This is a genomic window from Ruegeria sp. AK4 (assembly GCF_056541025.1).
On sequence record NZ_JBQFXS010000005.1, the window covers coordinates 39,909 to 63,287 of the forward strand.

Annotated in this window: 22 protein-coding genes; 14 read left to right on the top strand and 8 right to left on the bottom strand. The window is 61.8% G+C overall.

All coding sequences use genetic code 11. The features are described 5' to 3' along the window. Positions 1–27: 27 nt before the first annotated feature. Entirely contained in the window at positions 28–1,422 is a 1,395-nt protein-coding gene (gene mgtE / locus ACR0EZ_RS10730) for a magnesium transporter (RefSeq protein WP_480612855.1), read from the top strand. Then, positions 1,419–1,976: a 5-formyltetrahydrofolate cyclo-ligase gene (locus tag ACR0EZ_RS10735; protein ID WP_480612856.1), complete on the top strand. Its 558-nt coding sequence runs from the start codon at positions 1,419–1,421 to the stop codon at positions 1,974–1,976. Before mgtE ends, ACR0EZ_RS10735 begins: the two co-directional genes overlap by 4 nt. On the opposite strand, the gene ACR0EZ_RS10740 is transcribed toward ACR0EZ_RS10735, so the two are convergent. Beyond that, complete coding sequence (locus ACR0EZ_RS10740) at positions 1,973–2,203, bottom strand: putative hemolysin (RefSeq protein ID WP_480612858.1); 231 nt, start codon at positions 2,201–2,203, stop codon at positions 1,973–1,975. The two genes, ACR0EZ_RS10735 and ACR0EZ_RS10740, sit on opposite strands and share 4 nt — an antisense overlap. A gap of 131 nt (positions 2,204–2,334) precedes the next feature. Here ACR0EZ_RS10740 and ACR0EZ_RS10745 point away from each other — a divergent pair, with 131 nt between their 5' ends. The 3 genes from ACR0EZ_RS10745 to ACR0EZ_RS10755 all read left to right on the top strand — a co-directional run bounded on the left by ACR0EZ_RS10745 (position 2,335) and on the right by ACR0EZ_RS10755 (position 5,552). Next, a complete protein-coding gene (locus tag ACR0EZ_RS10745; RefSeq protein ID WP_480612860.1) occupies positions 2,335–3,147 on the top strand; it encodes a TIGR00282 family metallophosphoesterase in 813 nt (270 codons plus the stop codon). A 76-nt stretch (positions 3,148–3,223) separates the two neighbouring features. Next, complete coding sequence (locus ACR0EZ_RS10750; protein WP_480612862.1) at positions 3,224–5,002, top strand: SLC13 family permease; 1,779 nt, start codon at positions 3,224–3,226, stop codon at positions 5,000–5,002. Positions 5,003–5,099: 97 nt separating this feature from the next. Beyond that, positions 5,100–5,552, top strand: coding sequence for an META domain-containing protein (locus ACR0EZ_RS10755; protein WP_480612863.1), 453 nt, complete (start codon positions 5,100–5,102; stop codon positions 5,550–5,552). 10 nt (positions 5,553–5,562) lie between these two features. On the opposite strand, the gene ACR0EZ_RS10760 is transcribed toward ACR0EZ_RS10755, so the two are convergent. The 4 genes from ACR0EZ_RS10760 to ACR0EZ_RS10775 all read right to left on the bottom strand — a co-directional run bounded on the left by ACR0EZ_RS10760 (position 5,563) and on the right by ACR0EZ_RS10775 (position 10,690). Continuing rightward, the gene (locus ACR0EZ_RS10760) at positions 5,563–7,224 is read right to left on the bottom strand and encodes an FAD-binding dehydrogenase (RefSeq protein WP_480612865.1); all 1,662 of its coding nucleotides are present in this window, start codon (positions 7,222–7,224) and stop codon (positions 5,563–5,565) included. An 11-nt stretch (positions 7,225–7,235) separates the two neighbouring features. Then, entirely contained in the window at positions 7,236–8,093 is an 858-nt protein-coding gene (locus ACR0EZ_RS10765) for a bile acid:sodium symporter family protein (RefSeq protein WP_480612867.1), read from the bottom strand. Between the two features lie 73 nt (positions 8,094–8,166). After that, positions 8,167–8,901: a glutamine amidotransferase gene (locus ACR0EZ_RS10770; protein WP_480612869.1), complete on the bottom strand. Its 735-nt coding sequence runs from the start codon at positions 8,899–8,901 to the stop codon at positions 8,167–8,169. A 16-nt stretch (positions 8,902–8,917) separates the two neighbouring features. Further along, on the bottom strand, positions 8,918–10,690 hold the full coding sequence (locus ACR0EZ_RS10775; protein ID WP_480612871.1) for an SLC13 family permease: 1,773 nt from the start codon (positions 10,688–10,690) through the stop codon (positions 8,918–8,920). 110 nt (positions 10,691–10,800) lie between these two features. Between ACR0EZ_RS10775 and ACR0EZ_RS10780 the strand changes: the two genes are divergently transcribed. Both ACR0EZ_RS10780 and ACR0EZ_RS10785 read left to right on the top strand, forming a co-directional pair. Then, complete coding sequence (locus ACR0EZ_RS10780) at positions 10,801–11,541, top strand: YebC/PmpR family DNA-binding transcriptional regulator (protein WP_480612872.1); 741 nt, start codon at positions 10,801–10,803, stop codon at positions 11,539–11,541. A gap of 6 nt (positions 11,542–11,547) precedes the next feature. Beyond that, complete coding sequence (locus ACR0EZ_RS10785; RefSeq protein ID WP_480612874.1) at positions 11,548–12,969, top strand: MFS transporter; 1,422 nt, start codon at positions 11,548–11,550, stop codon at positions 12,967–12,969. Here ACR0EZ_RS10785 and ACR0EZ_RS10790 read toward each other — a convergent pair. Then, entirely contained in the window at positions 12,960–13,865 is a 906-nt protein-coding gene (locus ACR0EZ_RS10790) for a LysR family transcriptional regulator ArgP (RefSeq protein WP_480612876.1), read from the bottom strand. The genes ACR0EZ_RS10785 and ACR0EZ_RS10790 overlap by 10 nt on opposite strands. Positions 13,866–13,951: 86 nt before the next feature. Here ACR0EZ_RS10790 and ACR0EZ_RS10795 point away from each other — a divergent pair, with 86 nt between their 5' ends. The 7 genes from ACR0EZ_RS10795 (at position 13,952) to ACR0EZ_RS10825 (ending at position 20,452) form a co-directional block, all read left to right on the top strand. Further along, positions 13,952–14,551, top strand: a complete 600-nt coding sequence (locus tag ACR0EZ_RS10795; RefSeq protein WP_480612878.1) for a LysE/ArgO family amino acid transporter — start codon at positions 13,952–13,954, stop codon at positions 14,549–14,551. A 40-nt stretch (positions 14,552–14,591) separates the two neighbouring features. Further along, positions 14,592–15,500, top strand: a complete 909-nt coding sequence (locus ACR0EZ_RS10800; protein ID WP_480612880.1) for a DMT family transporter — start codon at positions 14,592–14,594, stop codon at positions 15,498–15,500. A gap of 88 nt (positions 15,501–15,588) precedes the next feature. Next, entirely contained in the window at positions 15,589–16,161 is a 573-nt protein-coding gene (gene betI / locus ACR0EZ_RS10805) for a choline-binding transcriptional repressor BetI (RefSeq protein WP_480612882.1), read from the top strand. Beyond that, on the top strand, positions 16,158–17,666 hold the full coding sequence (gene betC / locus ACR0EZ_RS10810; protein WP_480612884.1) for a choline-sulfatase: 1,509 nt from the start codon (positions 16,158–16,160) through the stop codon (positions 17,664–17,666). Before betI ends, betC begins: the two co-directional genes overlap by 4 nt. Before the next feature lie 89 nt (positions 17,667–17,755). Then, positions 17,756–19,414, top strand: coding sequence for a choline dehydrogenase (betA, locus tag ACR0EZ_RS10815; protein ID WP_480612886.1), 1,659 nt, complete (start codon positions 17,756–17,758; stop codon positions 19,412–19,414). 54 nt (positions 19,415–19,468) lie between these two features. Further along, positions 19,469–20,113, top strand: a complete 645-nt coding sequence (locus ACR0EZ_RS10820; RefSeq protein WP_480612888.1) for a thermonuclease family protein — start codon at positions 19,469–19,471, stop codon at positions 20,111–20,113. Positions 20,114–20,212: 99 nt separating this feature from the next. Beyond that, on the top strand, positions 20,213–20,452 hold the full coding sequence (locus tag ACR0EZ_RS10825) for an HP1242/YdcH family protein (RefSeq protein ID WP_480612890.1): 240 nt from the start codon (positions 20,213–20,215) through the stop codon (positions 20,450–20,452). 72 nt (positions 20,453–20,524) lie between these two features. Here the strand turns inward: ACR0EZ_RS10825 and ACR0EZ_RS10830 are convergent, their stop codons facing one another. Together ACR0EZ_RS10830 and ACR0EZ_RS10835 are read right to left on the bottom strand one after the other, a co-directional pair. Beyond that, positions 20,525–21,925: a helix-turn-helix domain-containing protein gene (locus ACR0EZ_RS10830; protein WP_480612892.1), complete on the bottom strand. Its 1,401-nt coding sequence runs from the start codon at positions 21,923–21,925 to the stop codon at positions 20,525–20,527. A gap of 65 nt (positions 21,926–21,990) precedes the next feature. After that, positions 21,991–23,196, bottom strand: a complete 1,206-nt coding sequence (locus ACR0EZ_RS10835; RefSeq protein WP_480612894.1) for a multidrug effflux MFS transporter — start codon at positions 23,194–23,196, stop codon at positions 21,991–21,993. Positions 23,197–23,379: the final 183 nt, after the last annotated feature.

The following is a 23,379-nucleotide window of genomic DNA, read 5'->3' on the forward strand; positions in this document are numbered from 1 at the left end:
CAATGGCAAGGAAAACGGGAGCAGCACATGACAACCGGCATTGATGATCCCGTAACTGACCCGGCCAGTGAAGAAGACGTCTATGCGCTGGACCGGCGGACCGTGGCGGCGATCCTGTACGCGGTAGATGTCGAGGACCGCGACAAGCTTATAGAGCTGATGGAGCCGCTGCACGCGGCCGACATCGCCGACCTTCTGGAACAGATCAACCCCTATGACCGGGGCCGTCTGATCCGCCTGTATGACAAGGAATTCGACGGCGATATCCTGTCGGAACTGGACGAGGCCGTCCGGGAAGAGGTCATCGGTATTCTGAAACCGGACGTTCTGGCCGAAGCCGTGCGTGACATGGAAAGCGACGACGTCGTTGACCTGCTGGAAGATCTGGAAGAGCCGCAGCAGGAAACCATTCTGGACGCGCTCGAGGATTCCGAGCGGATCGCGGCGGAACAGGCGCTGTCTTACCCCGAAAACTCTGCCGGGCGTCTCATGCAGCGCGAGGTCGTCATGTCGCCCGAGCACTGGACCGTCGGGCAGGCCATTGATTTCATGCGCGCCAATGACGATCTGCCCGAGCAGTTCTATCATGTCGTTCTGGTCGACCCGCGCCTGAAACCCGTCGCGCAGATCCCGCTGGGCAAGCTGATGGCAACCCGGCGCGACGTGCCGCTGCACGAAATCGCGGAAGAGGAATTCCATGTCATTCCCGTTGATCAGGACGAAGAGGATGTGGCCTATGCCTTCAACCAGTACCACCTGATTTCGGCCCCGGTGGTCGATGCGGATGGCCGTCTGGTCGGTGTGATCACTATCGATGACGCGATGGTCGTGCTGGATGAAGAGCACGAGGAAGACATCCTGCGTCTGGCGGGGGTCAGCGACGAAAGCTCGATCTCGGACAGTGTGGCTGCAACCAGTCGGCGGCGTTTGCCGTGGCTGGCGGTGAACCTGTGCACGGCGATTTGCGCCTCGTTGGTGATTTCGCAGTTCGAGGCGTCGATTGATCAGCTGGTGGCGCTGGCCATCCTGATGCCGATCGTGGCGTCGATGGGGGGTAATGCCGGCACGCAATCGCTGACCGTGGCGGTGCGGGCTTTGGCAACGCGCGACCTGACGCCTGCCAACGTGATGCGTGTGATCCGGCGGGAATTGCTGGTCGGGCTGCTGAATGGCCTGTGTTTTGCCATCGTGCTGGGAACGGTGGGGATGCTCTGGTTTGATTCACCGCTGCTTGGGGTCGTGATCGGGGCGGCACTGGTCGTAAACATGATCATCGCGGGCTTCGTAGGAACGGTAGTACCTGTGGTACTGGATCGTCTGGGCGCTGACCCGGCGCTTGCGTCCGGTACCTTTGTGACGACGACGACCGACGTCATGGGGTTCTTCCTGTTTCTGGGGCTTGCAACTGTGGTGCTTCTTTGACCGATCTCACCGAAATCAAGGCCGCTGCGCGCAAAACTGCCTTCGCCCGCCGCAAAGCCGCGTTCGATGCACGCCTGCCCGGTGGGGCCGGGCGTTTGTCCGAAGTGCTGGCGGGCTATCGCGGCGTACCCCTGTCCGGCTACATGCCGATCCGGACCGAGATAGACCCGCTGCCCGCAATGGCCGAGGCCTCGGCCTATGGTCCGGTCGGGGTTCCCGTGATTCAGGCAGCCGGTCAGCCGCTGCGGTTTTCCCGCTGGACCCCGGACGGTGCGCTGAAAGACGGCCCCTTCGGCGCCCGCGTGCCACAGGTCGATGACTATTTCGATCCGGAAATCCTGATCGTGCCGCTGGTGGCTTTTGACCCGCGCGGCGGCAGGCTGGGCTATGGCGGCGGGTTCTATGACCGCACGCTCGAGGGGCTGCGCGCCAAACGCTCGACGCTGGCCATCGGTTTCGCCTTTGACGCGCAAGAGGCAGACGATCTGCCGCTGGAGCCGACAGATCAGCCGTTGGACATGGTCATCACGGAAAGCCGGGTGCTGACGTTCTAGTTCTCAAAATGGCTGCGCAGATAGTTCCAGGCGTCGACCTCGGACCCGTCCTGCAGGATGCAGACGCCGTATTCGCTGCCATCGTCGTTCTTACGGATCTGGTATTCTCCGCCGTTTTCAAGGCAGAAGGTGGCCGCCGGATTTGCCATCGTGGTTTTGGTCGCTTTCTCTGCCGAAACGGCTGAGCCTGCCAGAATGGCGATTGCGGTTGCTGCGATGGTTTTCATGCAAATACTCCTGACCGGAATGCTCTTGTTCAGATTGGCATTTCTGCATGTGATTGCAAGCGACTTACGCGGCGTAGAAATTGCACGGTTCCGCCTTGTTATTGCCGTGCGCACCCCATAGGACCGCGATTATGAGGATTTTGTTTCTTGGCGACGTCATGGGCCGGGCAGGGCGCGCGGCTGTGCAGCAACATTTGCCGCGTCTGCGCGACGAATGGCGGCTGGATTTTGTTGTGGTCAATGGCGAAAACGCCTCGAACGGCATGGGGCTGACGGGGGACCACGCCAAGCTGCTGCTGGAGTCCGGGGCCGATTGTCTGACGCTGGGCGATCACGCGTTCGACCAGAAGGACATGCTGCAATTCATCGAGAAAGAACCGCGCATCGTGCGCCCGGTGAATTTCGCCAAGGGCGCGCCGGGGCGGGGGCACCGCCTGTACACCGCGCCGGGCGGACGCAAGGTTCTGGTGGTTCAGGTGCTGGGTCAGGTGTTCATGAAACGGCCCTTTGACGACCCGTTCTCCTCCATCGAGCCGATCCTGAAATCCCACCCGCGCAGCGGGCAGGCCGATGCGATCATTGTGGATATGCATTGCGAGGCGACGTCCGAGAAGATGGCGATGGGCCATTATTGCGACAAGCGCGCCAGCCTTGTGGTCGGCACGCATACCCATGTGCCAACGGCGGATGCTCAGATTTTGCCGGGCGGTACGGCCTATCTGACCGATGCGGGGATGTGCGGCGACTATGACTCGGTCATCGGCATGGACAAGGTCGAGCCGATGCGCCGTTTCATCACCGGCATGCCCAAGGCGCGGTTTACCCCGGCAAATGGCGAGGCAACGCTGAGCGGCGTGTTCGTCGAGACCAACGATCAGGACGGCAGCGCAAAATCCGTGCACATGGTGCGCGTTGGCGGGCGGTTGGAACAGGCGGGGCCGTAAAGGCTTGCTCTGCCCCGCGCAATGCGGGAAACTGTCCGTCAGGCGCTTGGGCCCGGGTTCGGACAGAATACCACGAATGCAACTCCTTCCACTGACAGACACAGGCGGCGCAATTCTCGCGCTTATGATCGTCGCGGGCATGTTCATCATGTTCCTGCGCGAGGTCTACCCGACCGAGGTGGTGGCCATTGGTGGCGTGTCCCTGATGCTGGTCACGGGTATCCTGCCCTATCAAAGCGCCCTTGCGGTGCTGTCCAACCCCGCGCCCTGGACCATCGCCGCGATGTTCATCATCATGGGGGCGCTTGTGCGCACCGGGGCTTTGGATGCCTTTACGTCCACGGCACAGAAACAGGCGCAGGTGAACCCGCGCATCGCCATCGGCTTACTGATGGCTTTTGTCGTGGTTGCGTCGGCGGTGGTGTCGAACACGCCGGTTGTGGTGGTCATGATCCCGGTCTTTGTGCAGATCGCGCGGACGCTGAATGTCCCGGCCTCGAAACTGCTGATCCCGCTGAGCTACGCAGCCATTCTTGGTGGGACCCTGACCCTGATCGGAACCTCCACGAACCTGCTTGTGGACGGTGTGGCCCGCGCGCAGGGGATGCAAGCCTTTACGATCTTCGAGGTCACGCCGTTGGGCATCGCTCTGGTCATCTACGGGATGGTCTACCTGCGCTTCATCGCGCCGCGTTTGCTGCCGGACCGGGACAGCATGGCCTCGCTGCTCAGCGACCGGTCCAGGATGAAATTCTTTACCGAGGCCGTGATCCCGCCCGAAAGCAACCTGATCGGGCGCGAAGTGACCGGCGTGCAACTGTTCAAACGCCCCGGCGTGCGTTTGATCGACGTGATCCGGGGCGATGAGTCGTTGCGGCGGAACCTGAAGGGCGTGACGTTGAAACTCGGCGACCGTGTGGTTCTGCGCACCGAAATGACCGAGCTGCTGAGCCTCCAGACCAACAAGGAACTGAAACGCGTCGATCAGGTCTCGGCCGTTGAGACCAAGACGGTCGAGGTGCTGATCACCCCCGGTTGCCGTATGGTCGGGCGCACGCTGGGCGCGCTGCGTCTGCGCAGGCGGTACGGTGTTTATGTTCTGGCGGTTCACCGGCGGAACCAGAATATCGGTCGTCAGCTGGACGCTCTGGTGGTCCGGGTGGGCGACACGCTGCTGTTGGAGGGCGCGCCGGCAGATATCCAGAAACTGGCCGCCGACATGGATATGGTCGATGTGACCCAACCCTCGGCCCGTGCATTCCGCCGCAGCCATGCGCCGATTGCGATTGGCGCGCTTGTGGGCATTGTCGCCCTCGCGGCGCTGGGCGTGGCACCCATCCTGTTGCTGTCGATTCTGGCCGTGGCTGTGGTTCTGCTGACCCGCTGCATCGACGCGGATGAGGCGTTTTCCTTTGTCGAAGGGCGTCTGCTGGCGCTGATCTTCGCGATGCTGGCAATTGGCGCGGCGCTGGACAGTTCCGGCGCGGTGATGCTGATTGTCGAGGCGGTTGCACCCGGTCTGAGCATGCTGCCGCCGTTCCTGATTATCTGGGCGGTCTATCTGCTGACATCGGTGCTGACCGAGCTGGTTTCGAACAATGCGGTTGCCGTTGTGGTGACGCCGATTGCCATCGGGCTGGCGCAGGCGGTGGGGATTGATCCGCGCCCGCTGGTCGTTGCGGTGATGGTTGCGGCCTCGGCCTCGTTCGCGACGCCCATCGGCTATCAGACCAACATGATGGTGTACGGTCCGGGCGGGTACAGGTTCACCGATTTCATGAAGGTCGGTATCCCGCTGAACCTGACCGTCGGGCTGCTGGCCTCGTTGCTGATCCCGTTCATCTGGCCGCTGTAACATCGGCGCGGATTTGCCGGTTGTCCGGCGTCAGCCTTGTAAATGGCGATTCTGCCCCAATCTTTTCTTCAAATGTCTGAAGTGAAAGGACAGGATCATGCCTTTTCCAAAGATCGGTCAGGCCATTGTTGCAGGGGCCGTTGTGTTGGCCCTGTTGGGCAGTCACAGCATGGCGCAGAGCGACAGCGACCCGGCACAGACGCCGGATGCCGCTGTGTTGGAGAACACCAAATGGTCCGCCATCGGCATTGATGGCGGTGTGGTGAGTGGCGAAAAACTCCCGCAGCTTGCCTTTGAAACCGGCGGTGCCTTTGGCGGCAGTGGAGGGTGCAACCGCTTTACCGGCCAGGTCGAGATGTCGGGTCACCAGATCAGCTTCCCCGAGAACATCGCCGCGACCCTGATGGCCTGCCCGCCCGAGATCGAGCAGGTGGAACGGCAATTCTTTGATGCATTGCAGCGGGCGCAGACCTATGCCGTTGCAGGCGACAGTCTGGTCATGCTGGATCAGGGCGGAGAGCCGATCCTGAAGTTCGTCCGGCTGCCATAAAACGGGGCGGTTACGCCACAGCCCGCGACCGCCCCGCATTGCGACCCGAAAAGATGCAACCGCCCAGAAACGTGCCTTCGAGCGCGTTGTAGCCGTGATAGCCGCCGCCGCCGAAGCCTGCGACCTCGCCAGCGGCGAACAGGCCGGGGACGACCTTGCCGTCTTCGCCGATCATCTGGCTGTCGAGGTTGGTCTGCAACCCGCCCAGCGTCTTGCGCGTCAGCACATGCAGTTTGACCGCGATCAGAGGGCCGTTGGACGGATCGAGGAACCGATGCGGTTTGGCGGTCCGTATCAGCTTGTCGCCCCGGTAGTTGCGCGCGGCCAGAATCGCCATCATCTGCGCGTCTTTCGAGAACGGATTGTCGACCTGCGAATCCCGCGCCTCGATCTGGGCGCGCAGATGCGCCTCGTCAATCAGGCCGCCGCCCAGATGGTTCATGCCGTTCACAAGCTCGGTCAGCGTGTTGGCGACGACGAAATCCTCACCCTTTTCCTTGAACGCCTCGACCGGGCCCGTCGCTTTGGACCCTGAAAGGACGCGTTGGCGGATCACCTCTGTCCAGCTGCCGGATGTGAAATCTGGGTTCTGTTCGGACCCCGACAGGGCGAATTCCTTTTTGATCACCTTCTGGGTCAGCACGAACCAGCTGTATTCATAGCCGGTTTTCAAAATCTCGCGCAGTGTGCCCAGCGTGTCGAACCCCGGCAGGCAGGGCGGGGTAAGACGGTTGCCGCGCGCATCGAACCACATCGAACTGGGGCCGGGCAGGATGCGAATGCCATGCGCGGGCCAGATCGGATTCCAGTTCCGCACGCCCTCGGTATAGTGCCACATGCGGTCGCCGTTGATCACATGCCCGCCGGCCTTTTCACTGATGGGGATCATGCGGCCATCGACGTGGAACGGCACCCCGGCCACCATGTCCTTTGGCGGCTCACCCAGCCGTTCGCGTGGCCAGTTTTTCCGCACCATCTCGAAATTGCCGCCGATCCCACCGGAAGTGACGATGACCGAAGGCGCATAGACTTCGAATTCGCCGACCTCGTCCCGGTTGGTCTTGCCGCCGCGCTGGGCGGTGTCGTCGGCCAGAACCTCGCCCGACACGCCCTTGGCTGCGCCGTTCTGCATGATGATATGGCTGACCTGATGGCGGAACTTCAGCTGGATCAGTCCGGCGCTGACATGTTCCTGCACGCGGCGGATGAAATGTTCCAGCACGCCCGGCCCGGTGCCCCAGGTGATGTGAAACCGCGGGACCGAGTTGCCATGCCCGTCGGCAAATGACCCGCCGCGCTCGGCCCAGCCCACGACCGGGAACCAGCGCAAACCCATCTCATGCAGCCACGGACGCATCTCGCCAGCTGCGAATTCGACATAGGCCTGCGCCCATTTGCGGGGCCAGGTGTCTTCGTCCCGGTCGAACTGTGCGCTGCCCATCCAGTCGCGCAGGGCCAGATCATGGCTGTCGCGGATGCCCATGCGGCGCTGTTCAGGGGTGTCGACCATGAACAATCCGCCGAGGCTCCAAAAGGCCTGCCCGCCCAGAAAATGCTCGGGTTCCTGATCCACGACGATCACGCGCTTGCCGCGATCCCCCAGTTCCGCTGCGGCCGCCAGACCGGCAAGGCCGCCGCCGACCACAATTGCGTCTGCTGTGTTATCGGTCATCGGATTTCCTTTCAGCGGCTGCGGAACCAGAGGATGAAGGGGGTTACGACCACATACATGGTGATGCCGTAGACGGCGGCAGGCACGGCCAGAGGGCTGAAGCCGGTCGTGGTGCCGGTGATCAGTGCTGCAAGTGTGATGCCGAGGGCCGAGTTCTGGATGCCGGTTTCAATCGACACCGTCTTGGCCTCATCCCATGACAGATTGGCGATGCGCGCCAGCCCTAGTCCGATCAGCAGAAGGGCGACGTTCAGGGTGATCAGGGCCGCGCCGATGGAACTCAGGTTTTCGATGAAGAACTGCCAGTTCCCGGCCAGGGCGACGGCAACGATCAATACGAACAAAAGCGCCGCAAGCCGGGACAAGGGGGCGTCGATCCGCAACGCAAGGGTGCGCGCAAAGTGGCGCAGGCTGACGCCGATGGCGACGGGCAGGGTGGTGATCAGGAACAACGCCGTGGCCAGCGACCCGATCGAGACCTCGGGCGCGGCTTCACCCATGAAATGCCCGATGGACCAAGCGGCCAGCACCGGAACCGTCACCATCGACAACAGGCTGATCACCGCGGTCAAGCTGACCGACAAAGCCACGTCGCCTTTGGCGAATTTCGACAGGATGTTGCTGGTCACGCCGCCGGGGCAAAAGCTCAGCAGCATGACGCCGACTGCGATTTCGGGCGGCAGGCCGAACAGCTTGGCGGTGGCAAACGCGGCCAGAGGCAGCAGCAGAACCTGACTGATTGCGCCGATGGCGAAGGGATAGCCACGTGTCAGCACCCGGCGGAAATCGGCGGCCTCAAGCCCGATACCCAGCGAGAACATGATAATCGCCAGCGACAGCGGCAGGCCGACATTGATAAGAAGATCCAAGAACAACCCCTCCCAAAGTTGTTTGGGATCAACCTATGCGAGGGGCAAAGCGACAGGCAACCGCGCCGTTAGGTCATTTGTACCGTTCGGCAAACCGCCGCAGGATTTCGCCCGGTTGGGTGACGTCTGCGGCATGGCACATCTGGATCAAACCTTGCGCGTCTTCGGGCGGGAAATAGCCGTGGTCCTTGTAGATATGGATGCGCTGTTCAAAGTCTTTCGCATCGGCTTCGGGGTGGAACTGGGTGGCATAGACGTTCCGGCCCCAGCGGATCATCTGAAACGGGCAGGGGTCCGAGGCGATCAGGTGCACGCAGCCTTCGGGCAGGGCCTGCACAGCCTCTTTATGGCCAACGAACGCTTCGAATTCCGGGTGCAGGCCAGCAGTCAGAGGGTCCCGCGCGCCGTCTTCGGTCAGCCAGCAGTCTGACGGTCCGACGGGCTCGCCGTATTGCCGTTTGCTGACATCGCCGCCCAGATGCGCGGCGAGAATGCCCAAGCCATAGCAGCAGCCCATGAACGGGTGATCCTGCGCGGTGATCTGCGGCATCAGCCCCATGATCGCGCCTTCGATCTTTGCGTCCAGCGCGGATTTCGTCGCCGGATCGTCGCTGACGCAACCCGGCCCGCCGCCGACAATGACGCCTGCATAGTCGGTCACGTCCAGACCATCGGGCAGGTCTTCGCAATCCAATCGGATACGATGGGTCTGCGCAGGGATTAGCCCGGTCTTGTCGAGAATCGAGGCATATTCGGCATCCGAGGCATCGGTCTCGGGGCGCAATTGCAGGATCAGAAAGCGTGTCATGCGCTGCCTTTACCCGTCAAAGCGGCCAGAACACAAGGATGGCCGGAACCGATACCGCGACGATCAGAATCTCCAGCGGCAGGCCCATGCGCCAGTAGTCACCGAACCGATAGCCTCCGGGGCCCAGAACAAGCGTGTTGTTCTTGTGTCCGATGGGTGTAAGGAAAGCGGCCGAGGCCGCCACGGCGACGGTCATCAGGAACGGATCGGGCGACACGCCCAGCGTCTGCGCCATCTGTATCCCGACCGGGGCCGCGACAATGGCCGTGGCGGTGTTGTTCAGAACATCCGACAGCGTCATGGTGACAACCATCAGCACGGTCAGAATGGCCCAGGCGGGCAGCCCGTCCGTCAGCTGCACCAGCGCGTTGGCAATCAACTCGGTCCCGCCCGAGGTTTCCAGCGCGCTGCCCAAGGGGATCATCGAGCCCAGCAACACAACCACCGGCCATTCGATGTGATTGTAGATGTCGGCGATGGGCAGGATCTTGGTCAGCACATAGGCAATCACCACAAGGCCCAGCGCAACGGGCAGGTAAATCAACCCGACACTGGCCGCCAGAACAGCCGCCGCGAACAGTCCGATGGCCAGCCATGCCTTATCGTTCGCCGTCACATTCAACCCGCGCTGCGCTAGCGGCAGGCAGCCCAGCCACTCGGTCACATCCGCGCCCCGGTCGCGGGGGCAGAGGAGCAGCAGGATATCGCCCGGTTCGACCTCGGTCTTGCGGACTTGTTCAGTGATCCGGCGGCCTTGCCGGGAAATGCCCATCAGAACGGTGCTTTGCCGCCACGCAAGCCCCAGCCCCTGCGCGGTGCGGCCCGTGATGCGGGCGCTTTCGGGCGCCACAACCTCGATCACTTCCAGCCCCTCGCCCTCAGCCGTCAGCAATTCCTGCCGGCGCGTGTCCGAGAAATCGAGGTTCAGGGCGGCGCGGAATTCATCCAGCGCCTCGGGCCGGGCTTCCAGAACCAGCGCGTCGCCCTCTTTCAACGTGGCGTGGGCGGACCGCCCATAGCGGCGCTTGCCATCGCGGATCAGGCCGATGATTGCGACATCTGACTTTTCGGCGGCCTCGTAAAGTTCACTGACGCGCTTGCCGATATGGGGGGACTCCGGCGGCAGGGTCAGTTCCGCGATGTATTCCGCCAGCGCCTCGGAGGTTTCGTCCTGCGGCCCCCGGTTGGGGATCAGGCGCCAGCCGATCAGCGAGACAAAGGCCAGCCCTGCGATGGCGGCCAGACCGCCAACCGGCGCAAAGTCGAACATGCGGAACGGCTCGCCCAGGGTTTCGGCCCGGATCGAGGCAATGATGATATTGGGCGGTGTGCCGATCAGCGTCGCCATGCCGCCCAGAATAGTGGCAAAGCTCAGCGGCATCAGGGTCAGGCCCACCGACCGACCCGCCTTGCGTGCGGTCTGAATGTCGACCGGCATCAGCAACGCCAGCGCAGCGACGTTGTTCATAAAGGCCGACAGCACCGCGCCGATCCCGCCCATCAGCGCGATATGCGCGCCCAAACCGCGCGAGGCATCGACCAGCGTTCGGGTGATCAGAAACACCGCGCCGGATCGCACCAGACCGGCTGAGACCACCAGCACAAGTGCCACAATGATCGTCGCGGGATGGCCGAACCCGGCAAAGGCGTTATCGACATGCACGACTCCGGTGACCACGCCCACCATCAGCGCCGCAAAAGCCACAAGATCATAGCGGAACCGGCCCCAAAGGAGCAGCCCAAACACGGTGATGAAAAGCGCAAAAAGAATGATCTGATCTGTCGTCATGCGGTCACCATACCTTCCGGGGGAGTCTGAGCAAGCCGCTCTCTTGATCCCGCACCCCGCAAACGTCTATATGAGCGCCGAATACGCAATCACTATCACGAGGACGCACCATGGCAGGCCATTCCAAATGGGCCAACATCCAGCACCGCAAGGGACGTCAGGACGCCGCGCGGTCCAAGCTGTTTTCCAAACTGTCGAAAGAGATCACCGTCGCCGCCAAGATGGGCGATCCCGATCCCGACAAGAACCCGCGCCTGCGTCTGGCCGTCAAGGAAGCCAAGTCGAACTCGGTTCCCAAGGACGTGATCGACCGCGCGATCAAGAAATCGGTTGCGGGCGAAGGCGACGATTACGAAGAAATCCGGTACGAAGGCTACGGCCCGAACGGCGTGGCCGTGATCGTCGAGACGATGACCGACAACCGCAACCGCACCGCCTCCACCGTGCGCTCGACCTTTTCCAAGAACGGCGGCAATCTGGGCGAAACCGGCTCGGTCGGGTTCATGTTCGAGCGCAAGGGCGAAGTGGTCTATCCGGCGGAGGCAGGCGATGCGGACACGATTTTCGAAGCCGCCATCGAAGCCGGTGCCGAGGATGTCGAAAGCTCGGAAGACGGTCACATCATCTGGTGCGCCGATACCGATCTGAATGAGGTGTCGAACGTGCTGGAGGGTGCGCTGGGCGAATCCGAATCTACCAAGCTGGTCTGGAAGCCCACCACCACGACCGAACTGGGTCTGGACGATATGCAAAAGCTGATGAAACTGGTCGATGCGCTGGAAGACGATGACGACGTGCAGCGCGTCACAACCAATTTCGAAGCCACGGATGAGGTCATGGCGCAGCTTTAACGCACCATGTCCACCCTTTCCGAAAGCCCGGCCCAAACGGCCGGGCTTTTGCGTTTGGCCGGATATGTCTTGGCCGCCTGCGCCGAACTCATTAAGTTTGAAACCGAAGACGCGGCGACACACAAACACCGGAAATTGCGCGCAGATTGCAGGCTGATGGCGACGAATACACCTGATACGGCGAAACGGAACGTCCCGGTTCTGACCGGGCAGAGCATCCTGTCCCAGGTTGCCTGGACGCTGGGCAGCCCATCCGTGGTGTTGCCGTTTCTGGCGGTGTCGTTTGAGCTGCCGATCTTCATCGCCGGGGCGCTGGTCTCGGTGCGGATGGTGGGCAGCATGATCGCCGATGTGTTTCTGGCCCAGCCCATCGCGGCGCAGCCGCAAAAAAAGCGCGGTATCGCCGTGACCGAGGTGGCAATCGGGGCCTGTCTGGTTCTGGCCATCCTGATTGCGGCAACGGGTGTGGTGCCCCTGATCGCAGTGGCCTTTATTGCCGTGTTCTTCCTGATCGGCCTGATCGACGAGATTCAGAACCTGATGTTCATGGATCTGCTTGGCGATCACGTGCAGTCGAAATCAAGAATGGTGATGCATTATATGCAGCTAGGGGCCGGAGGGCTGGGGGCCATTGGCCTTGCGCTGCTGCTCCACAAACTCACGGCGGAACACCCGCCTTTTGCGCGCCACTCCACCGTGATCGCCGTGTCTGTCGCGTTCTTTGTCCTGTCCGGCCTGACGATCATGGCGATGTCCGAACCAACCGGGCGGGCAGAGAAGGCAGAGGGCAAAAAGGCACAGAAGCTTTCAGTTTCCGCCAGTTTCAAAGCGATCAGGAACATGTTCGAACACGCGTGGTTCCGGCGCTACTTGCTCATGCGCATGCCGCTGGTCGTTGTGGCCCTGTCGGTGCCCTTCTTCGCGCTGATCGCGGCAGAGTCGCATCACAGTTCGGCCAAAGGCCTGACCGCCGTGATCGTGTCTTCGGCGTCGGGCTATCTGGTGTCGGCGCCTCTTTGGCATCTGGTCAACATGAAATCCCACCGCGCGGTTATGGTTACCGGAACCCTGATGGTGGCGGTCACCGGGATCGTGCTGCTGACATACCACTATCTGGGCTTTGATCACGACGTCCACCTGCACGCGATTGCCCTGTTTGTGGTCACGGTCGCGGTGACGGGGATCAGCGGAGCGCGGAAACTCTATTTCCTTGACGTCGCGCCCAAGGATCAGCGCATACAGGCCGCAGCGGCGATCAAAAGCCTGGCGCGGATAAGCGCGGTGATCGTCTCGGCGGCTCTGGCGGGGGGCGCCCATTTGAACGAGGTCGCTTTGGCCGTTGCATTTATTGTCGTGGCAAGTCTGGTGGCCAGTTTCGCCTGCTACCGTATCGTCCTGCCGAGGGCCGGAAAGACGGTTCAGCCGTAATTGGCTTGCAGTTTCGGCGGAACCAGCGCGCGCGCGGCGGCGTCGCGCACCGCCAGCGTCAACGGAGCCAGCGCCGGAGCCAGAACGCGACCGACCTGCCATGTAAGGTCGATATCCATCTGACCATCGGGTACGATGGGGCGCAATTGGTCCTCTTCAATCGCTTCACGGGCCAGTTCCTGGGGGTTCATCCCCCATCCCATCCCGGCAATTGCGGCCTCGACGAAGCCACGTGACGAGGGCAGGTAGTGCGAAGGAGGCGAGATGCGACTGCCCGTCCACGACTCCATCCAAGCCTTTTGCAGGCTGTCTTTGCGGCTGAAGACAAGACAGGGCGCGCGCGCAAGGGTCTTGGCGGTCACGCCTTCGCTGAACCAGCGGTCGATGAAATCGGGGCTGGCGGTCGGAAGGTAGCGCAGCGCGCCCAAAGGAATGGCGTCACATCCGGTCACGGACTGGCCGCCAACGGTCACGGCGGCGCTGACCTCTCCACGCCGCAGCCATTCCGCCGAATGGTCCTGATCGTCGATCACCAGATCGAACAGCATGTCCGACACCTGCGCCATCGCCTTGATGAACCATGTGGCCAGACCGTCTGCGGGCACCGCAATCCGTACGCGCGTTGGTCCCAGCCCCCGCTGTAGCGTCAGTTCGCGGGCCAGCTGAGCCTCGAGCAGGCCGATGTCTTCGGCGTGCTGCGCGATGCGCAAACCGGCTTGGGTTCCGGTGCAGGGTGGGCCACGGTGGATCAGCGAAGTGCCAACCCGATCCTCCAGCGCCTTGATCCGCTGAGAAATGGCAGAGGGTGTGACAGACAGTTCAGCCGCTGCCGCATCAAAGCTGCCATGCCTCAGAATGGCTGACAGCGCTCCTAAATGATGCGGGTCCAATAGCATTAGTACAACTTAATTCAGATTAACAACTTTAATTTGATAGAACGACTTCAGGGCTTTAGTCAATCTTTCTGAACGCAGGAGGTTGCATGTCCACGTCCCTAATTGCCGGTTTCGTACTGAGTTTTAGCCTGATTCTGGCCATCGGCGCGCAGAATGCCTTTGTCCTGCGGCAGGGTCTGCGGCGCGAGCATGTCTTTGTCCTTTGCCTGACCTGTGCCGTGTCCGACGCCATCCTGATCGCCGCCGGCGTTGCCGGGTTCGGAACGCTGGCGCAGGCCGCGCCATGGTTCGAAACGGCGATGCGTTACGGCGGTGCCCTGTTTCTGACGTGGTACGGCCTGCGCAGCCTCTGGTCGGCCTGGCGGGGTGGCGCGGCGATGGAGATCGGCGAAGGCCGCCGCACCAGCCTGCGCGCGGCCTTGCTGACGGTGCTGGCCTTTACCTGGCTGAACCCGCATGTCTATCTGGATACGGTTGTTCTGATCGGCTCGATCTCGGCGCAATATGACGACCGGCTGAGTTTTGCGATTGGCGCGATGCTGTCCAGCTTTGTCTTTTTCTTCTCGCTCGGATACGGGGCCAGAATTCTGTCGCCCGTCTTCACGCGCCCGCGCGCGTGGCAGGGTCTGGATGTGGGCATCGGGGTTGTCATGCTGAGTATTGCCGTCAAACTTGTTATCATGTGACGGGTTGTCCCTGCCGGGATTTCGGTGTTGAACCAATGCCATGACAACCTTTGCCGCCTCAGCCCGCCCGATTGCCGGTATGTTCTGGATGTTCACCGCCGGGCTGTCCTTTGTCGGGATGACGGCGATGGTCAAGTCGCTGGGCAATTCGATGGATCCGACTCAGGCGGCGTTCATCAGATATGCGCTGGGGCTGGTCTTTCTGCTTCCCATTCTGCGGACGATCATGAATACCCATCTGACACGCCGACACCTTGCCCTGTTCGGGATGCGCGGGATCGTCCATGCGCTGGCGGTGATGCTGTGGTTCTTCTCGATGACCCAAATCCCCTTGGCCGAGGTCACAGCGATGAACTACATGACCCCGGTTTACGTGACCCTGGGTGCGGCGCTGTTCTTGGGTGAAAAGCTGGCCTTCCGCAGAATAGCGGCGATTCTGGCAGCGTTGATCGGCGTGTTGATCATCCTCAGGCCCGGATTTCGCGAGGTTTCGGCAGGGCATATCGCCATGCTTGGAGCGGCCCTGATGCTGGGTGGGTCCTACTTGCTTGCGAAGCTTCTGGTGCGGGACATTCCGCCCTCGGTGGTGGTGGCGCATCTGTCGATCTGGGTCACGATCGCGCTGATCCCCTTTGCCGTGGCCGTGTGGGAAACACCCAGCCTGCATGATCTGGGGGTGCTGTTTCTGGTGGCCTGTTTCGCCACCGCTGGCCACTATTTCATGACACTTGCGCTTCAGGCGGCCCCAGTTGCGGTGACGCAGCCGGTCACGTTCCTGCAGTTGATCTGGGCGACCGTGATGGGCGCGGTGGTCTTCCACGAAAAGGTCGACATCTGGGTCGTCGCGGGCGGGACGTTGATTCTGGCCGCCGTCAGCTTCATCTCGTGGCGCGAGGCAGTGTTGAACCGCCGCGATCTGACGCCGCCCAGCATCGCGACCAAACTATAGGCGGCAGTCCCTGCGACACGTTATTGATTGACGAGTCAATAAAGATTCCCTAGCCTGTCTTTCCGTAAAGTCTGGTCAGGGGAGAGCGATGCCTAAAGTCGGAATGGAGCCGATCCGCCGCGAAGCAATCGTTCGGGCGACGATCGCAGAATTGGGCGTGCAGAAATCGCTGGATGTCACCGTCAGCCAGATTGCCAAACGCGCGGGCATGTCCAGCGCGCTGGCCCATCACTATTTCGGCGGCAAGGATCAGATTTTTCTGGCCGCGATGCGCCAGATCCTGTCCGATTTCGGCGATGAGGCCAGAAGCGAGCTAAAAGCCGCCGCGCCAAATGAACGGGCGCAGGCGATCATCCGCGCCTGTTTTGCGCCCTCGTGCTTTACCCCGGATGTGATCGCAGCATGGATGACCTTTTATGTGCTGGCGCAAACCAATGATGACGCGCTGCGCCTGTGGCAGATTTATCAGTCGCGCATTCGCTCGAACCTGATCTGCGCCCTGCGCCCCATGATCGCCGATCCGGTCGAGGCGGCGGAAAACATGATCGCGATGATCGACGGGCTCTATATCCGCGCCGCGCTCAGCGCCCCGGAAGAGCCGCAACTGGCCGTGAACCACGCGATGCGTGTCCTAAACACTCTGCTCGAGGCTGGAAAATGACAAAACCGAACATTCTGATCCTGATGGTGGATCAGCTTAACGGAACCCTCTTTCCCGACGGTCCCGCAGACTGGCTTCATGCGCCGAACCTGAAGAAACTGGCGGAAAGGTCGACCCGATTTGCCAACGCGTATACCGCCTCGCCGCTGTGCGCGCCGGGCCGGGCCAGCTTCATGTCGGGCCAGTTGCCCTCGCGCACCGGGGTCTACGACAACGCCGCCGAGTTCCGCAGTGACATTCCCACCTATGCCCACCACTTGCGCCGCGCAGGGTATTACACTTGTCTGTCCGGCAAGATGCATTTCGTCGGCCCCGATCAGTTGCACGGGTTCGAGGATCGCCTGACCACAGATATCTATCCCGCCGATTTCGGCTGGACGCCGGACTATCGCAAACCGGGTGAGCGGATCGACTGGTGGTATCACAACATGGGTTCGGTGACGGGCGCGGGCGTGGCCGAAATCTCGAACCAGATGGAATATGATGACGAGGTCGCCTACAACGCCAAGGCCAGGCTCTACGATCTGGCCCGCGGCAAGGACGATCGCCCATGGTGCGTGACCGTCAGCTTCACCCACCCGCACGACCCTTACGTGGCGCGCCGGAAATACTGGGACCTCTACGAGGATTGCGAACACCTGCTGCCCGAGGTCGGGGACCTCGGCTACGACAATCAGGACCCGCATTCGAAGCGGATTTTCGACGCCAATGACTGGCGCAGCTTTGACATCACCGAAGAGGACATCCGCAAATCCCGCCGCGCCTATTTCGCCAATATCTCGTATCTCGACGACAAGATCGGCGAGATTCTCGAGGTGCTGGAAACCACCCGGCAAGAGGCGATCATCCTCTTCGTCTCGGACCACGGCGATATGCTGGGCGAGCGCGGGCTGTGGTTCAAGATGACCTTCTTCGAAGGCTCCTCGCGCGTGCCGCTGATGATCTCGGCGCCGGAGATGCCCGCCGGTCGCATCGACACGCCGGTCTCGACAATCGACGTGACCCCGACACTGGGCGCGCTGGCGGGCGTAGACATGGCCGAGATCGCACCCTGGACCGACGGCGAAGACCTTGTGCCGCTGGCGCAGGGCATTGAACGCGCCGCGCCGGTCGCGATGGAATACGCGGCCGAGGCGTCATACGCGCCGCTGGTGTCGCTGCGCTATGGCAAGTGGAAATACAACCGCTGCGCGCTGGACCCAGATCAACTGTTCGACCTGCAGGCCGACCCGCACGAACTGACCAACCTTGCGGACAAGCCCGAACATGCCGGAACCCTGCAAACCCTGCGCACCAAGTCCGAGGCGCGCTGGGACCTCGACCGGTTCGATGCCGATATCCGCGCCAGTCAGGCCCGGCGCTGGGTCGTGTACGAGGCGTTGCGGCAGGGCGGTTACTACCCATGGGACTACCAGCCGCTGCAGAAAGCCTCGGAACGCTACATGCGCAATCACATGGATCTGAATGTCGTCGAGGAAAACGCCCGTTTCCCGCGCGGCGAATAACTTCTTCATCTTTTCAAAAAATACTCCCGCCGGAGGCGATGAGATTTTTTCACCTAAAATCTCGGCCCGCGGGTTAAGGAGACCCGAGAATGGAAGCAGATTTCGTCATTGTTGGTGCCGGATCCGCCGGTTGCGCGATGGCCTATCGCCTCAGCGAAGCCGGTGCGTCGGTGCTGGTGATCGAACATGGCGGCTCGGATGCCGGCCCGTTCATCCAGATGCCCGCAGCGCTAAGCTATCCGATGAACATGTCGATGTATGACTGGGGATACCGGTCCGAGCCCGAACCGCATCTGAACCACCGCGAACTGGCCTGCCCGCGCGGCAAGGTGATTGGCGGATCCTCTTCGATCAACGGGATGGTCTATGTTCGCGGCCATGCCCGTGATTTCGACACCTGGGCCGAGATGGGGGCCGATGGCTGGTCCTATGCGGATGTGCTGCCCTACTACAAGCGGATGGAGACCTGGCACCATGGCGGTCACGGGGGCGACGCGGCGTGGCGGGGCACGGATGGCCCCTTGCACGTCTCACGCGGCCCGCGCGAGAACCCGCTGTTTCAGGCCTTTGTCGATGCGGGCCAGCAGGCAGGTTATGAGATCACCGGCGACTATAACGGCGAAAAGCAGGAAGGCTTTGGCCCGATGGAGCAGACCGTCTGGAAAGGACGGCGCTGGTCGGCGGCGAATGCGTATCTGAAACCCGCGCTGAAGCGCGAGAACTGCGATATCGTCCGTGGTCTGGCCGCGCGCGTCGTGATCGAGAACGGGCGCGCGACCGGGGTGGAACTGATGCGGGGGGGCAAAAAAGAAGTCATCCGCGCCCGGCGCGAGGTGGTTCTGGCGGCCTCGTCGATCAACTCACCCAAGCTGCTGATGCTGTCGGGCATCGGCCCGGCGGCGCATCTGGCTGAGCATGGGATCGACGTGGTTGCCGACCGTCCCGGCGTTGGCGCGAACCTTCAAGACCATCTCGAGCTTTATATCCAGCAGGCCTCGCTGCAGCCGATCACGTTGTACAAGCACTGGAACCTGCTCAGTAAAGGTCTGATCGGGGCACAGTGGCTGTTCACCAAAACCGGTCTTGGCGCCTCGAACCAGTTCGAAAGCGCGGCTTTTGTGCGGTCGAAGCCGGGGGTGGAATACCCTGATGTTCAGTATCACTTCCTGCCCATGGCCGTGCGCTATGACGGACAGGCGGCGGCTGAAGGGCACGGGTTTCAAGCCCATGTCGGACCGATGCGATCGCCTTCACGCGGGGCGGTCACGTTGCGTTCGGCCAGGGCCGAGGACGCGCCGGTGATCCGGTTCAACTACATGAGCCACGAACAGGATTGGGAGGATTTCCGCACCTGCATCCGCCTGACGCGCGAAATCTTTGGTCAGGACGCTTTCAAGCCTTTTGCGGGCAAAGAGATTCAGCCGGGGGCAGAGGTTCAGACCGATGAGGAACTGAACAGCTTTATCGCCGAACATGCCGAAAGCGCGTATCACCCCTGCGGCACCTGCCGGATGGGCCGGGCCGATGACCGGAACGCGGTGGTCGATCCCGAAGGGCGGGTGATTGGCGTGGAAGGGCTGCGCGTCGCGGACAGTTCTGTCTTCCCGCAGATCACCAACGGCAACCTGAATGCGCCGTCGATCATGGTGGGCGAGAAAGTGTCGGATCATCTGTTGGGCCGGGACGCCCTGCCCAAAGCCAATGACCGCCCGTGGATTCACCCGGCCTGGGCCACCGCCCAGCGTTAACCTTTCTTAACAAGTCCCGTTGAATGCGCCCGCCTTCGGGCGCATATCGGGGGTATGTTAAGATTTTGTTTGGTTTTTGTTCTGGCTTTTCCCGCTGTTGGCTTTGCCGCTGACGTGCTGGACGGTCCAGTAGATGTCATCGACGCGGATACATGGGACGTCGGCGGCATCCGGGTCCGCTTGCATGGCATAGATGCGCCGGAACTGGATCAGACCTGCCGGGATGAAAATGGCGCTGTCTGGCCGTGTGGCGCTTGGGCGACCTCGGTCGTGCAAGAGCGGTTTCAGGGCAAAACGGCCCGTTGCACACCGCTGGATCGAGACCGCTACGGCCGTGTCGTCGCGCGGTGTCAGATTGGTGGCGTGGATGCGGGCAGGCATTTGGTTCTGGACGGTCTGGCCTTTGCGTATCGCAAATACTCGGATGATTACGTGGCCGCTGAAAACGCTGCCATGTCCCGATCAGCCGGATTGCATGCCTCGCAGGTTCGGTTGCCGTGGGTGCATCGGGCGTCCGGTCAGACGGTATCTCAGCCCTGCCGGATCAAGGGCAATATCTCGCCCAAGGGCGAGAAAATCTATCACGTGCGGGGGCAGCGCTATTATTCGAAAACCAAGATCGACGCTCGCAAGGGCGAGCGCTGGTTCTGTTCCGGGGCTCAGGCTCGCGCCGCCGGATGGCGGGCGGCCAAGCGCTGAATTCCCCTGATTTCGCAGGTCATTTGATGCGGGTCAAAGTGACATTCCGGAAATGCCATTACCATTGATTTGCAACGATAAATGAAGGAGCGAACAGGAATGTCCCACACCCCGCATGAACTGGCCGAAGAATTCCCCGACAAGGTCGAACTGATGAGCCAGCTCAAGCAGTCGGACGCGCATTTTGCCCGTCTGGCCGACGAATATCACGAAGTCAATCGGGTCGTGCACAAGGCCGAAACCAATATCGAGCCGATGGAAGAACTGGCCGAGGTTGAACTGCGCAAGAAGCGGGCGGTTCTCAAGGATCAGATCTGGGCGATCTTGTCCAAGGCCTGAACACAGGGCGGGGGCTCTGCCCCCGTCGCGGCAGGCCGCGACTCCCCCGGGATATTTTCAGACAGGTGAAGATCAGGTGACTTCGTAAGGCAGGGTGCCGCGCGTATGGGTGTCGATTGTCAGGCGTCGTTCCAGCGGCGGAACCGAGCGCTGGTGGCAGGTTTGCCGTTCGCAGATGCGGCACGAAATGCCGATGGGCTCGTAGGCGCTGGCGTTATTGATGTCGAGGTTATCCGCATAAACCAAAGCAGGCGCGTGGCGGACCTCGCACCCCAGCGCAATCGCGTAGCGCCGGACAGGTGCGCCGAACGACCCGCCCGATTTCGACACATCCCGCGCCAGTGAGATATAGCGCACCCCGTCCGGTGTCTCGGCAAGTTGCCGCAGGAAGTGACCCGGGGTTTCAAAGGCGCGGTGCACGTTCCACAGCGGGCAGGCCCCGCCGAAGCGGGCGAATTGCAGGCGTGTGGCCGAGTGGCGTTTGGTGATCGTGCCCGCTTGATCGACACGCACGAAGAAAAACGGAATGCCCTTTGCGCCGGGTCTTTGCAGCGTGGACAGCCGATGGGCGACCTGTTCGATCGAGGCACCGAACCGGTTGCTGAGCAGTTCCAGATCATGCCGGTCTTCCTGCGCGGCGGCCAGAAAGGTGGCATAGGGCATCAGCGATGCCCCCGCAAAATAGTTGGCCAGACCGATTTTGGCGATGGATCGCGCCTCGTCGCTTTGGAATTTTGCGAAGTCCAGTGTTGCCTCAAGCAGCTGGTCCTGACGGATCAGCGCCACCTGCAGCAGCAGTTGGAACACCTGTGTCTGTGGCGCGGCGCGCGAGGACAGGCGTAGGATTTTGCCCTCGGCATCATAGCTGCGCAGGGCGTCCATATCCGAGAACATGACCTGAATGCCGCGCTCGGACAGGCCGTTCAGCGCGGCCTCACGGATACCGCCCGAGCCGTCAGCACGTCTGGCGAACAGTTCGGCGGCGCGATCGACCGCATCGATGTAGTTGTCGCAATAGTGGAAGAAATCGCGCACCTCCTCCCACGGGCTGGCCTGAATGCGGGCGTCTTCGCGGCCCAAAGCCTCGTCCAGTGAGGCGAGGCGTTCATGGGTCTGGCGGTAGGTCCGGTGCAGTTCGATGAAGGCGCGCGCTAGGGCGGGGGCGTTCGAGGCGGTCAGGCGCAGGTCGGCAAGCGGCGGGATGGCATCGGCAAAGACCGGATCGGCCAGCGCCTCGCGCATGTCCGACACCAGACGTTCGCTGTCGCCGGTGCTGAGCTCGGTGACATCCATGCCGAACTCTTGCGCCAAAGCCAGGACCACCGTGGTCGAGATCGGACGGTTGTTGTTCTCCATCTGGTTCAGGTAGGGCAGCGAAACGCCCAGCTTGGCCGCGAATTCCTTTTGGGTCAGCGTCAGACGGGTGCGCATCTCGCGCAGCTTCGCCCCGGCATAGAGTTTTTGGGTGGCCATCGGGTGCCTTTGCAACTTTACCTTGGGCGCAGGCTAACTTTGCAAAGCCCCGAGGGCAAGCGCTGTCAAAGCCCCAGTTGACGCTCGCGCCAGACAACAACGGCAATCGCGCAAATGGCAAGGACGGCAGTTGCAAGCATGAGCCACAGCAGCGGCATGGCGCCGGTGTCTTTGGTCAGCAATGCGCCGGCCAATGCGCTCAGCCCTGCGCCGCCGCCCAGCATAATCGCCCCGCTCAGCCCGGATGCCGTTGCCGCCAGATGCGGGCGCACCGACAGCGCGCCCGAGGTGGCGTTTGGAATGGTCAAACCGTTGCCGATGCCCACAAAGGTCATGAGGCCGAAGAAGCTGAGCGCGCTGCCCATCCCGGCCAGAAACAAAACGGTCGAGATCGCTACGCCCGCAGCGTTCAGCCAACATCCCCAATACACCATCCGGTTTACGCCAAAGCGAACCGAATACCGTCCGCTGACGAAGTTGCCGAAAAAGTAACCGACGGCCGGTGCGCCGAAATAGATGCCGATTTCGACGGCGCTGAGGCCGAACATCTCGGTGCCGATAAACGGCGCGCCGCCGAGATAGGCAAAGAACGCGCCGGACGAAAACGCCGATGACAGCGAATAGCCCCAGAACCGCGGAGAGGTCAGCAACTCGGGGTATTCCCGAAACTGCTGCAAAAGGGTCTTGCCGCTTTTGGCCGAGGTTTCTCCGAAATCGGTGAAGGTCAGAAAAAGCGCCAGCGCGCCAACCGCGAAGGGCAGCCAGAAATTGGCTTTCCAGCCGAAGGCTTCCTCGAGCACGCCACCGATGGCCGGGCCGATCATCGGGACCACCGCCATGCCCATCGTCACATACCCGATCATCGAGGCGGCCTGGTCCTGATCATACAGGTCGCGCACTGCGGCGCGGCTGAGCACAATGCCGACCACGACAACGGCCTGACACATTCGGAAGGCCAGAAAAACCTCGGCATTCGGGGCGTAGATGCAGCCCAGGGTCGCCAGCAGAAACAGCGACAGCCCCCACAACAGAACGGGTCTACGCCCGGCCTTGTCCGCAATCGGGCCGATCAGGATCTGCAGGGCGGCGTTCACCAGCAGATAAAGGGCGATCGACAACTGCATGACCTTGTAGTCGGTGTTGAAATGCAGGGCCATGTTGGGCAGGCTTGGCAGGAACAGGTTCATGCTCAGGGCGGACAGCCCCGACAGTAATACAAGTGTGGTGATTGTGGGCGGTGTACGGTGAACCGAGGACAAGCTGAACTGCATGGTTCACATGTATAGCCAGCGCGTTTGTGAAAGCCAGTCACCTCGGTCGTATCAATTCGAAACTTAGCAAGTTTACACTTTTCCTTAGCCGTCTTGCTAAAGGTTTGCAAATTTGCGGAAAACTGCTTTGGGGTCCAGGGCGGAACGGGTAGGGTCCGCTCAAATTTCAAAGGGGATTATCGC